At 33.0% G+C, this 16,215-nt stretch carries 16 protein-coding genes and 1 pseudogene; 13 read left to right on the plus strand and 4 right to left on the minus strand.

The window, feature by feature from the left end; genetic code table 11:
- Positions 1-157 precede the first annotated feature (157 nt).
- The 13 genes and pseudogenes from ACFWUA_RS06170 to ACFWUA_RS06230 all read left to right on the plus strand — a co-directional run bounded on the left by ACFWUA_RS06170 (position 158) and on the right by ACFWUA_RS06230 (position 11,092).
- Positions 158-754, plus strand: a complete 597-nt coding sequence (locus ACFWUA_RS06170; protein ID WP_416199183.1) for a recombinase zinc beta ribbon domain-containing protein — start codon at positions 158-160, stop codon at positions 752-754.
- A gap of 434 nt (positions 755-1,188) precedes the next feature.
- Complete coding sequence (gene mef(A) / locus ACFWUA_RS06175; protein ID WP_128123316.1) at positions 1,189-2,406, plus strand: macrolide efflux MFS transporter Mef(A); 1,218 nt, start codon at positions 1,189-1,191, stop codon at positions 2,404-2,406.
- A 120-nt stretch (positions 2,407-2,526) separates the two neighbouring features.
- Positions 2,527-3,990, plus strand: coding sequence for an ABC-F type ribosomal protection protein Msr(D) (gene msr(D) / locus ACFWUA_RS06180; RefSeq protein WP_183326707.1), 1,464 nt, complete (start codon positions 2,527-2,529; stop codon positions 3,988-3,990).
- A gap of 135 nt (positions 3,991-4,125) precedes the next feature.
- Positions 4,126-4,572, plus strand: a complete 447-nt coding sequence (locus ACFWUA_RS06185; protein ID WP_123779057.1) for a DUF5946 family protein — start codon at positions 4,126-4,128, stop codon at positions 4,570-4,572.
- A gap of 34 nt (positions 4,573-4,606) precedes the next feature.
- Complete coding sequence (locus ACFWUA_RS06190) at positions 4,607-5,245, plus strand: Vat family streptogramin A O-acetyltransferase (RefSeq protein ID WP_024411463.1); 639 nt, start codon at positions 4,607-4,609, stop codon at positions 5,243-5,245.
- Between the two features lie 198 nt (positions 5,246-5,443).
- On the plus strand, positions 5,444-5,938 hold the full coding sequence (locus tag ACFWUA_RS06195) for a nucleotidyltransferase domain-containing protein (RefSeq protein ID WP_024411462.1): 495 nt from the start codon (positions 5,444-5,446) through the stop codon (positions 5,936-5,938).
- Positions 5,939-6,303: 365 nt separating this feature from the next.
- Positions 6,304-7,182 carry an AraC family transcriptional regulator gene (locus ACFWUA_RS06200; RefSeq protein WP_024411461.1) on the plus strand — a complete coding sequence of 293 codons (879 nt, stop codon included), beginning with the start codon at positions 6,304-6,306 and terminating at the stop codon, positions 7,180-7,182.
- A gap of 1,291 nt (positions 7,183-8,473) precedes the next feature.
- Entirely contained in the window at positions 8,474-8,836 is a 363-nt protein-coding gene (locus ACFWUA_RS06205; protein ID WP_416197194.1) for a hypothetical protein, read from the plus strand.
- 576 nt (positions 8,837-9,412) lie between these two features.
- Positions 9,413-9,637 (plus strand): hypothetical protein, encoded by a 225-nt coding sequence (locus ACFWUA_RS06210; RefSeq protein ID WP_416197195.1) that lies wholly within the window; start codon positions 9,413-9,415, stop codon positions 9,635-9,637.
- Positions 9,638-9,806: 169 nt separating this feature from the next.
- Positions 9,807-9,935: a hypothetical protein gene (locus ACFWUA_RS06215; protein ID WP_416197196.1), complete on the plus strand. Its 129-nt coding sequence runs from the start codon at positions 9,807-9,809 to the stop codon at positions 9,933-9,935.
- A 317-nt stretch (positions 9,936-10,252) separates the two neighbouring features.
- Complete coding sequence (locus ACFWUA_RS06220; protein WP_416197197.1) at positions 10,253-10,474, plus strand: hypothetical protein; 222 nt, start codon at positions 10,253-10,255, stop codon at positions 10,472-10,474.
- A 357-nt stretch (positions 10,475-10,831) separates the two neighbouring features.
- Positions 10,832-10,912, plus strand: a pseudogene (locus ACFWUA_RS06225) (hypothetical protein); the annotation flags it as partial.
- A 90-nt stretch (positions 10,913-11,002) separates the two neighbouring features.
- Complete coding sequence (locus ACFWUA_RS06230; protein ID WP_416197198.1) at positions 11,003-11,092, plus strand: hypothetical protein; 90 nt, start codon at positions 11,003-11,005, stop codon at positions 11,090-11,092.
- Positions 11,093-11,214: 122 nt separating this feature from the next.
- Here ACFWUA_RS06230 and ACFWUA_RS06235 read toward each other — a convergent pair whose 3' ends face one another.
- From ACFWUA_RS06235 to ACFWUA_RS06250, 4 genes are all read right to left on the minus strand, one after another.
- Positions 11,215-12,870: a putative manganese-dependent inorganic diphosphatase gene (locus tag ACFWUA_RS06235; protein WP_416197199.1), complete on the minus strand. Its 1,656-nt coding sequence runs from the start codon at positions 12,868-12,870 to the stop codon at positions 11,215-11,217.
- 95 nt (positions 12,871-12,965) lie between these two features.
- Positions 12,966-13,838, minus strand: a complete 873-nt coding sequence (locus tag ACFWUA_RS06240; protein ID WP_416197200.1) for a DegV family protein — start codon at positions 13,836-13,838, stop codon at positions 12,966-12,968.
- A 239-nt stretch (positions 13,839-14,077) separates the two neighbouring features.
- A complete protein-coding gene (locus tag ACFWUA_RS06245; RefSeq protein WP_416197201.1) occupies positions 14,078-15,115 on the minus strand; it encodes a P1 family peptidase in 1,038 nt (345 codons plus the stop codon).
- A gap of 52 nt (positions 15,116-15,167) precedes the next feature.
- Complete coding sequence (locus ACFWUA_RS06250) at positions 15,168-16,190, minus strand: DUF5692 family protein (protein WP_416197202.1); 1,023 nt, start codon at positions 16,188-16,190, stop codon at positions 15,168-15,170.
- Between the last annotated feature and the right edge of the window lie 25 nt (positions 16,191-16,215).

Below are 16,215 nucleotides of genomic sequence, written 5' to 3' on the forward strand. Positions count from 1 at the left end.
AAATTAATACCTCGTTTGAAAACAATGCCGAAAAACGGCTTAAAATAGATGCAAAAAATCTCATGAAATTCAAAGAACTGCTTAGCTTTTGAGATTTTCTGCAGTTTATAGGGTAGGGGGATCTAAATTTCTACCGCTTTTCATCCCGGAAACGGGCGTGGGGCTTCGTGCAAAAAGTCGCAGTTTCAAACGGTGCGGCGATATTTACCGACGGGTACATTGGAATAACCGAGGCTATAAGTCTATTGTCTGGAGATGCGTTAGCCGATTGGAGGAAAAAGGGTCTGAATGCACTGCCCCTACCATAAACGAGGAAACATTACAGACAGCAGTGGTCAGGGCTATTAACGAACTTTTGGCTAACAAAGAACCTTTCCTTTCAACATTACAGAAAAATATCGACACTATATTTAATGAAGAAAGTGATAATGATACGGATGAGCTTGATAGCAAGTTGGAAGAATTGCAGATAGAGCTTCTTAAACAGGCAAAGTCAAAAAATGACTACGATAATGTTGCTGATGAGATATACCGCCTTCGGGAGATGAAGCAAAATTCACTTGTAGAAAATGCCGAGCGTGAAGGAAAAAGGCAACGAATCGCTGAAATGACTGCTTTCTTAAATGAACAGTCTCACGAGTTAGAGGAGTATGATGAGCAGTTGGTAAGGCGGCTTATTGAAAAAGTTACGATCCGCGATGACAGGATTGAGGTGGAGTTTAAGTCAGGTGTGAAGATTGAAGAAATGATATAGATTATTGAGTCAACCGCAATTAAGGAAACTATCGCCTTTGGCGGTATTTCCTTCCTTTATATTTTTTGTGTTGAATATAGAACCTTATTGTGATAAAATATACGCTGATACAAATAAGAATTCAGGAGGAACCGAAACTATGACAGCCTCAATGCGTTTAAGATAAGCTGGCAATAAAAAAGGCAGAATCTATCCCCGATGATAGGCTTTTTTGTTGTGCTTATTTATACGATATTGAGCATTCATTAGTTGCGGTCAGAATATAGGTTATTTAACTATACCTTTATTTAACTGTGTCTTTAATATGAATGTTTCCAAATTGTATGTATGCAGACCAAAAGCCACATTGTGGATTTAGGCCTGCATTTTTTATTGCCTAGAATGCTATTCAAAATAGAAATTCAAGCAAAATAATTATGCAGGAGAAAATATAAATGGAAAAATACAACAATTGGAAACTTAAGTTTATTACAATATGGGCAGGGCAGGCAGTTTCTTTAATCACTAGTGCTATCCTGCAAATGGCGATTATTTTTTACCTTACAGAAAAAACAGGATCTGCGATGGTCTTGTCTATGGCTTCACTAGTAGGTTTTTTACCCTATGCGGTCTTTGGACCTGCCATAGGTGTATTAGTGGATCGTCATGATAGGAAGAAGATAATGATTGGTGCTGATTTAATTATCGCAGCAGCTGGGGCAGTGCTGGCTATTGTTGCTTTGTATATGGAGTTACCTGTCTGGATGGTTATGGTAGTATTGTTTATCCGCAGCGTTGGAACAGCTTTTCATACCCCAGCACTCAATGCAGTTACGCCACTTTTAGTACCAGAAGAGCAGCTTACGAAATGCGCAGGCTATAGTCAGTCTTTGCAGTCTATAAGCTATATTGTTAGTCCGGCGGTTGCAGCATTGTTATATTCTGTTTGGGAATTAAATGCTATTATTGCCATCGATGTATTAGGTGCTGTGATTGCGTCTATTACGGTGGCAATTGTACGGATTCCTAAGCTGGGCGATCAAGTGCAAAGCTTGAAACCAAATTTCATAAGAGAAATGAAAGAAGGAATTGTCGTACTGAGACAAAACAAAGGATTATTTGCCTTATTACTCTTAGGAACAATATATACTTTTGTTTATATGCCAATTAATGCACTATTTCCTTTAATAAGCATGGAATACTTTAATGGAACACCTGTGCATATTTCTATTACCGAAATCGCTTTTGCATCTGGAATGCTAGTAGGAGGCTTACTATTGGGGAGATTAGGAAGTTTCAAAAAGCGTGTACTACTAATAACAGGTTCGTTTTTTATAATGGGGGCCAGTTTAGCCGTTTCAGGAATACTTCCTCCAAGTGGATTTGTTATATTTGTAGTTTGCTGTGCAATAATGGGGCTTTCGGTGCCGTTTTATAGCGGTGTGCAAACAGCTCTTTTTCAGGAGAAAATTAAGCCTGAATATTTAGGACGTGTATTTTCTTTGACCGGAAGTATCATGTCACTTGCAATGCCAATTGGGTTAATTCTTTCTGGGTTCTTTGCTGATAGGATCGGTGTAAATCATTGGTTTTTACTATCAGGTATTTTAATTATTGGCATTGCTATAGTTTGCCCCATGATAACTGAGGTTAGAAAATTAGATTTAAAATAAACAATATTGGAGGGATATTTATGTATCTTATTTTCATGTAATTCTTCCTGCTTAAATCGCAGGGTTTTCCCTGCGTACAAGCAAATGAAAACATGCGATTATAGACAGGAGGATAATGTTATGGAATTGATATTAAAAGCAAAAGACATTCGTGTGGAATTCAAAGGACGCGATGTTTTAGATATAGATGAATTAGAAGTATATGATTATGACCGTATTGGTTTAGTGGGAGCAAATGGTGCAGGGAAAAGCACTCTACTCAAGGTACTTTTAGGAGAATTAACTCCCCCAGGATGTAAATTAAATCGTCTGGGTGAACTTGCCTATATCCCTCAGTTGGACGAAGTAACTTTGCAGAAAGAAAAAGATTTTGCACTTGTAGGAAAGCTTGGTGTTGAACAATTAGATATACAGACCATGAGCGGTGGTGAAGAAACAAGGCTTAAAATAGCACAGGCTTTATCAGCACAGGTTCATGGTATTTTAGCGGATGAACCTACGAGTCATTTAGACCGTGAAGGAATTGATTTTCTAATTGGACAGTTAAAATATTTTACAGGTGCACTGTTAGTTATTAGCCATGACCGTTATTTTCTTGATGAGGTAGTAGATAAAATATGGGAACTGAAAGATGGCAAAATCACTGAGTATTGGGGAAACTATTCTGATTATCTTCGCCAGAAAGAAGAAGAACGCAAGAGCCAAGCTGCAGAATACGAACAATTTGTTGCGGAACGTGCCCGATTGGAAAGGGCTGCAGAGGAAAAGCGAAAACAGGCTCGTAAAATAGGACAGAAGGCAAAAGGTGCTTCAAAGAAAAAAAGTACTGAAGGCGGAGGGCGTTTAGCTCATCAAAAATCAATAGGAAGTAAGGAAAAAAAGATGCATAATGCCGCTAAATCCCTAGAACATAGGATTGCGGCCTTAGGAAGTGTAGAAGCTCCAGAAGATATTCGTAGGATTCGTTTCAGGCAAAGTAAAGCATTGGAGCTCCACAATCCATATCCTATTGTCGGTAAGGAAATTAATAAAATATTTGGAGATAAAGTATTGTTTGAAAATGTATCTTTTCAAATTCCGCTTGGCGCAAAAGTGGCATTAACTGGTGGTAATGGAACAGGAAAAACAACTTTAATCAAAATGATCTTAAACCATGAAGATGGAATTTCTATTTCACCTAAGGCAAAAATAGGCTACTTTGCACAAAATGGTTACAAGTACGACAGTAATAAGAAAGTATTGGAGTTTATGCAGGAAGATAGTGATTACAATGTTTCAGAAATTCGTTCAGTGCTAGCATCGATGGGGTTTAAACAAAACGATATTGGGAAAAGTTTATCTGTTTTAAGCGGCGGAGAAATTATAAAATTGTTGCTAGCTAAAATGCTTATGGGCAGATATAACATCCTACTAATGGATGAACCAAGCAACTTCCTTGACATACCAAGCTTAGAGGCTTTGGAAATTTTAATGAAGGAGTATGCTGGAACTATAGTGTTTATCACCCATGACAAACGGTTGCTTGATAATGTGGCTGATGTGATTTATGAAATTAGTGATAAGAAAATAAATCTGAAACATTAAACTTAAGGTAGTCGCTGGTCAGAATAGTCTTCTCTGGCTGGCGGCTTCGTTGTTAAAGTAAAAAGACTTTTTTTCTTTGGCAAACATTACATTAATGAATATTAAAATAATTTAAATAAGGGAGGTTGGTTATAGGTGGTTGATAATAACACAGTCATGAAATCTGGGAGATGTATAGAATGTGGAGCTAAAGAGACCGATGGTTTTTCATGCCATGAGCTATTCGGGTTCCCTCTTGTATGGGAGCATAATGATCCAAAGCTATATGAGTTACATTTTTGGCTTGTTTCGTGCTATATGATCCAGCATCCTTCGAATTTTACTGAAGAAGGATATACAAATTTAGTAAATCTTTTTATTAACGCTTTTGATAATGATTGGGATACACCATATATTCTTAAGAAAAATCGAGAAATAGTAAAGTCATTAAGCAAAATAACAAACCCTTTACCAAGCAACGCAAGAAAGCGTGAACTAAGACTTTGGCCTATGACAATTGAAGATATATATTTAGGTCGGGAGCAAAATGCAATCGTTAATATTAATAAATGGAAAGAGCAAATAAGAAACGAATTAAGGTAATGAAGTAATTAAAGATTAAAGGAGCTAATATTTTATGATAGGACCAGATAAGAAAAAACTTTATCCAAATGAAAATATAAAGACGGTTTGTTTTATAAGCAATCTACCTAAAAGACCCAATGTGGAGATTGGGGAATATACCTATTATAGCGATAATAAAAAAACACCGGAGAAATTTTATGATAATATAGAGCACCATTACGAATTTCTAGGGGATAAACTTATAATAGGAAAGTTCTGTGCAATTGCAGAGGGTGTTAAGTTTATTATGAATGGTGCAAATCATAGAATGGATGGAATTACAACCTATCCCTTTAATATCTTTGGCCATGGATGGGAAAAGGTGACTCCTACAATTGAACAACTTCCTTTTAAGGGAGATACAGTGATTGGCAATGATGTATGGATAGGTCAAAATGTTACCATTATGCCGGGTATTAAAATTGGTGATGGTGCGATTATTGCCGCTAATTCAACAGTAGTGAAAAGTGTTGAGCCATATACAATATATGGTGGGAATCCAGCTAAGTTTATCAAAAAACGCTTTAGTGACGAAAAGATTGAATTCTTGCTAAAGCTACAATGGTGGAACTGGAGCGAAGAGGAAATATTTAATAATCTTGAAATGTTAACATCCAAAGCAGGGTTAGAGCAATTCATGAAAAATTCCTAGACTTGGGGCCTTTCTACCACGGCACAAAAGGGAACTTAAATCTAGGGGGTGCTGGAATCTCGATTTAGCTCTAATTATTGCGAGCTAAAGAAGGCAAGCTTCATCTTTAGCTTTGATTGGAACAATAGACATTATATTATTAGGAGAAATAGCTTTGAGATTTATCACTTATAGATTTAATTTGAACGGAGGGATTACATGGTAAGTAAAACTGATGCCATTGAGATAATAACATATGCTGAAGAAAATGATATTAACATTTGGATAGATGGTGGTTGGGGAGTAGATGCTCTATTAGAAGAAGAAACAAGAGTACACAACGATATTGATTTATTTGTGGAAGAAAGTAATGGTAAAAAGTTTATTGAAATATTAAAAGAATATGGCTTTGCTGAAGTTATCGAAGCATATACCACCACATCTCATACGGTTTATAAGGATAGTAAAGGTAGGATAATTGATCTTCATATATTTAAATTCAACGAACAAGGATACATTGTTTTTGAGGGAGAAGCATATCCTCCAGAAGTCTTTAGCGGCATTGGGAAAATAGGCGATAAAACGGTAAGATGTATCGATGCTGAAAATCAAGTGTTATTTCATCTGGGCTATGAGCATGATGAAAATGATATGCATGATGTAAAACTATTGTGCGAGAGATTTAATATTCCTGTACCGAGTGAATACAAGTAACTGACAAATTCCGATTTAATTAGAATTTAGAGGAGGAAAAGATACGGCACGTTCTATTAAAGATTCCCTTTCTGGATTTGGAAGTGAACTGTTGGAACGAATAAGAGAAGATAGCAATGCAAGGCTAGATGAAGCTGACTTTGAAGAAAGAGTCATTGGGATTTATGCCTTAGCGAAGCAAAGGAATTTTTGCAGCAAGAAAGATACACTGAAGAAAAGTAAAGGATTCCTGTTGTAAACATCCCAAAGATAAATTTAGTTTAACGATACTAATTACATGTAAGGGAATCGACAATACTGTGCACAGATTGTCGGATGGATAAATGCATCCTCTGATAATATTGATGATGAAAGGAGGTTGTTTGATGGATTCTTTAAGAAGTATGAATAATGCATTGGAGTATATTGAAGAGCACTTAACAGAGGAAATTGATTATATTGAAGTATCTAAAATCGCATATTGTTCAGAGTATCATTTCAAGCGGATGTTTTCTTTTTTAGCAGGCATAAGTTTATCAGAATATATTCGGAGAAGAAGACTGACGTTGGCTGCACTTGATTTGAAAGATAGGGATTTGAGAATAATTGATGTAGCCGTCAAATATGGCTATAATTCGGCTGATTCATTTTCCCGTGCTTTTCATTCTCTGCATGGCATTCTCCCTTCTGAGGCAAGGAGTGAGAATACACAATTAAAAGCTTATCCTCGAATGACCTTTCAATTATCAATTAAAGGAGGATGCGAAATGAACTATCGTATTGTTGAGAAAGGACCTTTTAAGTTAGTAGGATTTAAGAAGAGAGTTCCAATTATTTTTGAAGGTGTCAATCCAGAGATTGCAAAAATGACTGAACTTTTAACCATGGATGTTATTAATCAATTAAAAGCAATTTCAAATGTAGAACCTACAGGTATTATTAGTGCTTCCACTAATTTTTCAGAAGGTAGAATGGAAGAGAAAGGAGAATTAGATCATTACATCGGGGTAGCAACATCAAGTAATGAAACTGCAGATTTTGATGTATTAAAAATTGATGCTAGTACCTGGGCTGTATTTGAATCGATTGGACCATTTCCGGAAACACTTCAAAATGTGTGGGGTAGGATATACTCAGAGTGGTTTCCATCTTCAGGATACGAGGCGGTTGAAGGTCCTGAAATTTTATGGAATGAGAGTCCAGACACTGGAAATCCAAAGTATCGAAGCGAAATCTGGATTCCAGTAAAGAAAAAAGACTATTGATTACATTAATGTTTATTATTGAGGGCGCTCCTAGTAAGAGTGCCCTTTTCGTAAACGGTACGATTGGTGGATATGTTCCCGTCTACCGATAGTGCCAAAAACGCAGTGGATATGTTTCCGAGAACGGACACACTTATATGACATTCATTCTGTCCTCTCGAGCCATGTGGAGTGTATAGCGTTGATACAAAAGGAAATGTTCTAATATAATAAACTCTTGCTCTTTTAAATAAACTCTTGCTTCTATTATAAAAAACATTTGCTTTCTTTATATTTCCCTCTACATTTCCTTTAATTAAAAGATGAAATACAGATGGAAATACAGGAGACAGGAGAAAGGTATAAGAATCAAGGAATAATAAGGGATAAAAGATTGAAATAATGATAGGAAATTCTTCGTTTATTCAATTATTTTATCCTTCTTTTTTTCATATAAATCCTTATCCCTTGAACCTTAATCCTAATTCCTGTTTCTATTCCTGCATTAAGCAAAACTTTATTCTAATTTTAATAGAGTCTTGCTTTCAATTCATGGAATAAATTGGGAAAAAAGAGAGAAAAAAAGCAAAACTTTATTAAATTTTCGACGAAGGTATAAGGGTTTGAGGGGGGTGAAAAAGCAAAACTTTTTTATAAAGGAACATAGTAAGGACAGGAAATAGGGAAAAAATAAAAACGGATTTAAAATCATGGAAGAAAATGGGATATATTCTCTTTTCTTAAGGGTTAAGGAAAAAAGGAATAAGGATTAAGGGAGAAAAGATAGGAATAAGGATAGAAACAGGAATAAGGGAAACGACAGAAGATAAGGTATAAAAAAGGTTGAATTAATAGGGGAATGGTATTTAAAAAAAATAGAGTGAAGTAATATTATGGGGTAAAGTTTGAGATGTAGAATCGTATAAGTTAAATAATGTATAGTTGTTTTCCTGAATATAAGAAATATTGTGGAAAATGTGGTATTATTATAGAAAGTATTTAGAATATTTATTAAGGTATTTTAAATGACAATATATAAGGGCGGTGAAATATATGAAAATTATTGAATGTAATAATTCTGAAGAAGTAATAATTGATAATAGAAAAATAGATGGATTGTTACAAATAAAAAGTGCAATAAATGTAACAATAAATTGATTTACTATAAGAAATATGATTCATACTTTTGTGCTTATTGTAATAAATGGACAGAAAAAAGTTGTGGAGACCCTAATTGTAAGTTTTGTATGAGTAGACCTGGCAGGCCTTTGAAATAGGGTTAAGGAATAAGTATGTAAGGGAGGTAATTATATTGGATTGTATTACTTACGCTTCTCCTATAGAAATAATTAGCTATATACAGAATTTAGGTCCAGAGTGTAGATTTAGCCTCAAATTCAAACTTATAGGGTTAAAAGAAACAAAATGGTACCCTTTAGTGACGAAAATAAGTATTAAAGAAGATTTTTTAGAACTCTCATCAGAGCAATATAAGAATACCTTAAAATTCAATTATAAAATATTAGAATATATAATTATAAGAATATATGATAGGTATATTAAAAAAGAAGATATGATGCTGATGGTCGATAGAGATTATCATATTCCATTATTTTCTGAACAGTACTTTAAAGAATTGTTACCACAAAAAATTTATGATGAAGACAACATTTAGATTTAAGGTTTTTATATTATACCTAATCCCTATCCCCGAAGTTTTAAACCTGCCTTTCTTATAAATTCTTATAGTTTCTTATAATCATTAAATTATTACAAGATAATTTCTTATAAATTCTTATAATGATTTAACCATATTATTATTTTGTAAGCATTCATATAATAAGTACGTGATTTTAACATAAAAAGCTGCTATAAGTCAGTAAAATGCCAAATTTTCACTTTAGCTGCAGAGAGCTTAATTTTAGGTAATCAACTTACAATAAAACTTGGTGGAATGCATGAAGTGGAGTAGAGGCAGGTTCAAGGAATAAGGAGCTAGGGATAAGGATGAAAAGACAGGAACAAGGGATAAAGCAGGTATAAGGGGAAAGGGTCAAGGTTCAAGTTTTAGACTTGGGCTTTGGCTCTTTTTTGATGTGAGTAATGAGGGAAAGACAAGTTTTTTTATTTTAAAAGAAAATTGTGGTATAATATAATAGAAGGGCAATGCAAATTTATAGTTTTGAATACCTCCTCTTTTTGCCAACATGAGTAGAAAGAGGCAATAGGCTTACTAGAGGTCAGGGAGGAGGTGGGGGATATAGAAGATAAAACACAAATGATAATAATACTAGTAATAGTATTTGCAGTAACAATTGTTTGTATATCTTTACTGTTTTTAATAATGAAACTTGTTAGAGATACAAACAAGGAGATTATTACCAGATTAGGTGCAAAGCTAGATATTAAAGGCGTAAAATTTGAAACTGGTTTAGAAATAGATGTATCAGAAAAAGGTGAAAAGGAAAAACAGTAGACCCCCGGCAAAGGATTCTACTGTTTTAAAATATCAAAACTATAGATTAAAATGACTCTAAGAGCCAAATCTCTTTCTACTCTTATTATACCACAAAATAAACATTTTAAAACTAAAATTAGGATAAATTTAATCTTTGATAAAGTTTTTAAGAAAAGGAGTTGATTCAATGGAACTTTTAACGGTTTCTGTTGTAGCTACAGTTGCTATTATTTCCGTTTCAGTTGTTACTCTAAAGGCAATCAAGATGATTTTATCGGATGAAATTAATTTAGCTAAAAAGATAAAGAAAATATAGAAAATAAAGAGGTTATTGATTTTCTGAAAAAGCAAAATTTCTTATAACAAAAGGTAGCTCTGTATTTTTATAAAACAATTAAGCCTAACTTCTTGACCCTTTTTTCATCTATTTTACTTAAAAGAGCAGAATGCCTCTGTTCCTAAGCCTACAATATATAGATTTAAAAAGTTGTTTTTACGACAATGAGGGTATTATATGTATAAGAATAGAAATAAAGGAATCCTATGTAAAAAGAAAAATTAAAGGTTAAAGCATAAATAGAGGAGGTAATATTTGTTCAAAACATAGATATAATTAATGGCCTTGCAAAAAAAATGGGAATTAAGTTTATAATAGTAAAATCAGAAGAACTTTTTAAGTATAAGAATATTAACATTTCTAAAATACTAAATATATCTAAACCTAATAGACCAGAAGTAAAGGAGTTTTTTCAAAAACAATTGGAGGCATTAGAAAAGACAGGATTAAGGGATAAAACAGGAACAAGGGGAAAGGGTCAAGGTCAAGTATTAGACTTGGGCTTTGGCTTTTTTTAATGTAAGCGTGAGACAGGTACAATGGGAATAGAAACAGGGGAAAAGCAGGGTTCAAGGAATAAATGTTAAAGATGAAAAACTATTGAAGTTATATAGATAACTTAATAAACTATAAATTTAAACTCTAAAACTTTAATTATTATATTTCTTACTTCTTACTCTTTGTTGGTTTAAAAACAGATTTGGATTTAAACAAATGCTATAGATTATTTAATATTATAATTATATATGTTTAAATATATGTAAGCGTCAAATCCACCCCACATTTTAAAGAAATACCTTTTATGAGATAATACCTTTAAACATCACCAATAAGGGAGGTTATCTCAAATGACTGAATAAGAAAGAAAACTTTGGACTAAAAGAATCGAAGATTATAGGGCCAGTGGTTTAACAGCTATTAAATGGGCTGAAGAAAACAATGTTTCTGTCCATTGAAGAAATTACATACAAACGTAGAAAAAAATAAATGATTAAATAAAAAATCCTTCGAAGACCTACCAGTAGAAGTAATTGAATACGAATGTAATGGATCGTAAATACTCTGAGGCAGTTCCATTATACAGGCAAGGACAGCAATTTAAAAATTTTGGAATAGATTTATCTCGTCAAAATTGAGATTTAGATAATCCAGAAGATCTAGATAATCTTCTACCTTGATCAAATTCAATTCCACAAGAATGTAAAGTTCCTAACAAAGAATAGTATAATGTATAGCCTTCATCTTTAATAGGTGGAGGCTATTTAACGCTTACATTTGTTAGAATGTTTGTAATGGGAGGAACTACTTGTTTTTTTCTAGAAAGGATTCCTGGTGCATAAAATGAGTTATTCACAAGATTCTTGTCAAAGGCCCTTGCTACTAATTCTTTATTTCGTCCAACTACTACCATATCAGAAGCTTCTTTAAATATATCTGTAAGCATTAGAATAAATATCGAATAGCCTTGTTCTTTTGCTCTTTCTTCCATTAGTGAAATTAAATCAGCTTTCATACCATTTAAACTTTCTGGATCCATTGTATATACTTGGGCAATTCCTATTCTTTCTTCACCTATAGAGAATACCTTAAAGTCTTGACTTAGGAGTTCTTGAGGTGTTTTTCCCACTAGAGAAGTTCCTGCCTTGAACATTTCCATAGCAAATTTATTCACATCTAAGTCTGCAATTTTAGCCAATCTTTCCAACATCATTCTATCTGCATTTGTTGATGTAGGAGATCTAAATAATAAGGTATCTGAAATTATAGCTGCTGAGAGTATCCCTGCTATTTTCTTTGAAGGTCTTCTGCCATTTTCAAACAATATAGAAGCAATTATAGTAGATGTACTGCCTACTGGCTCATTTCTAAAATATATTGGATTTCCCGTAAACACATCTGCCACTCTATGATGATCTATGATTTCTAATATTTCACATTCTTCTAAACCATCTACTGATTGACTTCGCTCATTGTGGTCAACTAAAATTACCTTCTTTTTCATACTAGATATCAAATGATATCTAGATATTAAGCCTACCACTTTGTTGTTATTGTCATCATCTATTACTGGATATGATCTGTACCTTGTCTGAGACATTTTATCTTTTACATTATCAACCAAATCATCAAGGGTAAACACTATCAAATCATCTGTAGACATTACATGACGAATAGGAACAGACTGAGTTATTAATCTAGCTGTAGTAAATGTATCATGAGGTGTAGATAGTATAGTTACACCATTTTCTTTCCCTAATTTCACAATATCATCTTCTACCTTAACACTTCCAGTTAAAATCATCAATGAAATATTTTTATTGATTGCAAGCTTCTGGATATCTTTCCTGTCACCACATATGACTATGTCATTTTCTTCTATATATGTTTCTGCAGTTTTAGGTTCCATTGCAAGCACCAACAATTTACCGGTGATTGGTTTTAGATTGTTGGGCATTGTTACAATTTTAGCAGATAAAGTTTCTATAATATTATCCATAAGAGTTCCAGACTTTCCCAAAATGCCATTATCCCAGACATCTATATAAGAACCTATTATATCAGATATTGTAACTATACCTAATAATTGCTCATTTTCATCTATTACAGGAAGACTGTTTAAATTGTTTTTTTTCATCAGCTCTAATGCCATTCGCAGTGATATATCAGGACTTACAGGAGCGATTTTATCAAAATTTAAATCTCCAACACTAAGTCTTACTGTTTCTAAAAGAACTGGAGCAGCAACTCCAAAATAATCTAAAATAAATTTTGTTTCTCTATTTATTTCTCCAAGCCGTACTGGGATAGCATTAACATCTCCATTAGCATTTTTGTATTCTGCATAAGCCAATGCTGCACATATAGAATCTGAATCAGGATTTTTATGTCCTGTAATATAAATTGTTTCTTTCATATAAAGATACTCCCATCTTATTTATCTACTTTAATCCTTGTTTTTATCATATACAAAGTCACACTTTAGATTCTTAAAACACTTTTTATGCTTTTTTATAGCTCTCTATTCTGTCCTATAAAAACAATAGCAAGCAATCCTGGACCTGTATGTGTACCTATCACTGGGCCAAGACAATTAATTATGACATCCTTTACATTAAGCTCTTCCATGATCATATTTTTAAGGTATTCAGCATCTTCAATGCAATCACCATGAACAATATAAATTGTTTGTTCTTCTATATTGATACCCCTATCTTTTAATTCCTCCATTAAAACTCTTATTGCTTTTTTTCGACCTCTTACTTTTTGTGCTGGAACAAGTTTTCCATCATTATCTACAATCAAAATAGGTTTAACATTCAGCATAGTTCCAACTATAGCACTTGTAGCAGATAATCTTCCGCCACGTCTTAAATGATCTAAGCTATCAACTGTAAACCAATGATTAACTTTTAATTTATTTTTCTCTAGCCAGTCAACAATATCTTCTTTAGATTTCCCATCTTTTAGCATTTTATTTGCTTCCCTTACCAAAAGTCCTTGCCCAATACTAGCTGATTTGGAATCAATAACCGTAATATCTGCTTCTGGATTTTCACTTAATATAGTATTCTTTGCCATTATGGAATGATTGTATGACTCACTTAAGGCAGATGAAAGTCCTATGTAGATAATAGAATACCCTTCATCGACGTATTTTTTGAAATAATTTTCATATGTGTATGGTGTTATTTGTGCAGTCGTTGCCATTTCTCCATTTCTTAATTCGTGATAAAAATCCTCATAGCTAATTGTCTTTCCAAAATCATCTTCATAATCTTTTCCTTTTAAATAAAAATGAAAAGGAATAACAGGAATGTTGTTTTCTTCTAAAAAATCTTTTGGAATATCACAACTAGAATCTGTGATAATTATTGTCTTCACATATATCCCTCCAATGAATCAAAATATAATATAATAAGTTTATGTTCACTATAAATAAATAGACATCAAATATAAAAAAATTGCATCTAAAATTTTGCTCTTACTAGTTAAGATAAGCTTTTAAGTGAATTTTATCATGATATCACTTTATATACAAGACCATTATTTTCTAATATTTCACTATCTATTTTATATTTTATTTGAAATCTACTACTGTCTTTATATAAACTATAGGGAAATTAGAACTCATGGAAGAAACTGGCTAGAGAATAAACTTTATGCCCACTTCTCCCTATGGTAGTGTCTGAACATATCAGGGAATTGAGAATGGCTTCTTCTGTTGCTTCAGATGTAGCTCTAAATACTTTATTAATTTTCGATTCATCGATAATTTTTATATCAAGTATTTCTTTTTCTTCTTGATGCTTAATAATATTTCCTGTAGAAAATCCTATGGCTATTTCTCCACTGCCATGGCCAATAAATCCTCCTGTCCTTGCTATACCTGGGTTTACTCTTTTGATAACTCTTTTTAGCTGTCTAGAAGAGAGTGGGATATCAGTAGCTACTATTAGAATTATTGATCCTTTATCATCTCTTTGGTTTTCAGAATTTATAATATCTTTTAGTTCTTTCCCAACAAATTTCCCATTTATCATAAAATCATCCATGATTCCAAAGTTAGATAATACTAGTATACCTACTATATATTCTCTATTGTCAAGGTTTACTATACGTGAAGATGTTCCAATTCCACCTTTTAATCCATAACACATCATTCCTGTTCCAGCACCAACATTTCCCTCTTCAAATTCAGAACTTGCATTTTTTATAGCTTCAGATATATGAAAATCCTTAACATGAAGTCCTCTAATATCATTTAGATATCCATCATTACATTCACATACAATAGGATTTAAGGACTGTATATCCTTATCCATTGAAAGCATGTACTTTACTAGCCCTTCATGAGCTGCACCTATGCTTAAAGTATTTGTAAGTATTATTGGAGTCTCTATATTCCCCAATTCTTCAATTTGAACTAATCCTAAACTTTTTCCAAAACCATTAATTACATGGCAAGCACCTACAACTTTTTCTTTAAATAAGTTTCTACCATGAGGGATAATTGCCGTAACGCCTGTTTTTATTTCTCCATCATCTAATGTCACATGACCTACTTTTACTCCAGGTACATCTGTAATGGAGTTTTTATTTCCTGTCTTCATACTTCCAATAGACGAATAGAAATCTCTAATTCTTTTTTGCCCTTTCAAATTATCTCCACCTTTTCATAAATATTATAGTTTAAAATTGCATGTAGTAGTATTAATACATAATATTAGTTTTGACTACCTTAGCTATATTTTTATGATCATTATATATTGTAAAAACTTTTTGATATCCAGGTAAGTCTACATAGAGTTCTCCAAGATATGGATTTCTCTTTGTAGTTACAACTTTATAAATCATGTATATAAATACGGCAATATTAATTGCCAATGCTAGAAAACTTACGATAAAATAAATTTTCGGGTTATATGTTGACATTACTTGATATTTCCCTTGGTCTTGGAAATTAGGAAACGTTTGTGCAAACATACACCAAATGGCAAGAGTATGTGCTCTATGTTGTAGCCATGCACCTTTTCCTAATGTAAAAGCACAAAGAGTTGGTGCAAGCAACAATGCAATACCACAATACCATGCATGACCTGGTAAACAATTATAAGTATATGCAAAATTCCATACATCATAAGCTAATATCCAAAACCATAGCATATCAGGCCATAGCATGTCCATACTTTTATCATTTTTTGTTTTCTTTCTTATGACAATTCCAAACCATCCTGTAATAGTTATGATATTAAGAATACCTGCAATACCATTCATATAATTCCATGGTCCACTTATCATGACTTCGCCTTCAAATAAATCTTTCATAAGCCCAAGACTACCAATTTGGAAATCACGAGATACAGCTTCAATGATATTAATAGCAAGAATTAATGGTGGGAAAATAAGAGCAGCTTTTTTTTCGGAGAGACGCCATAAAACTTTTCCTGTATTTTTGTCTTTCTTTTCAAAATGTCTTATAAACCAAAAACCTATACATCCTGCAGTAGCAGAATAGACTTTTGCCAAGTGAAACCAATCTGTATAGGTTTTTTCTTTTAGAACTGTAAACCATAAAATCGACAGTATTGTCGGTAAAATTATAAAACTAATAAATGCACCTGTTTTTGATCTTCTCGAAAATTCATTAAATAGGAACAATGCCACAAATACTATAAACCACATACCCCAAGCTGAAAACAGAGTTGCTCCTTCAGCATAATTGAATGTAAACATAGGCAAACCTCCTCTAAATTATTTG

The organism is Sporanaerobacter sp., assembly GCF_047830725.1.
Classification (GTDB): Bacteria; Bacillota; Clostridia; order Tissierellales; family Sporanaerobacteraceae; genus Sporanaerobacter.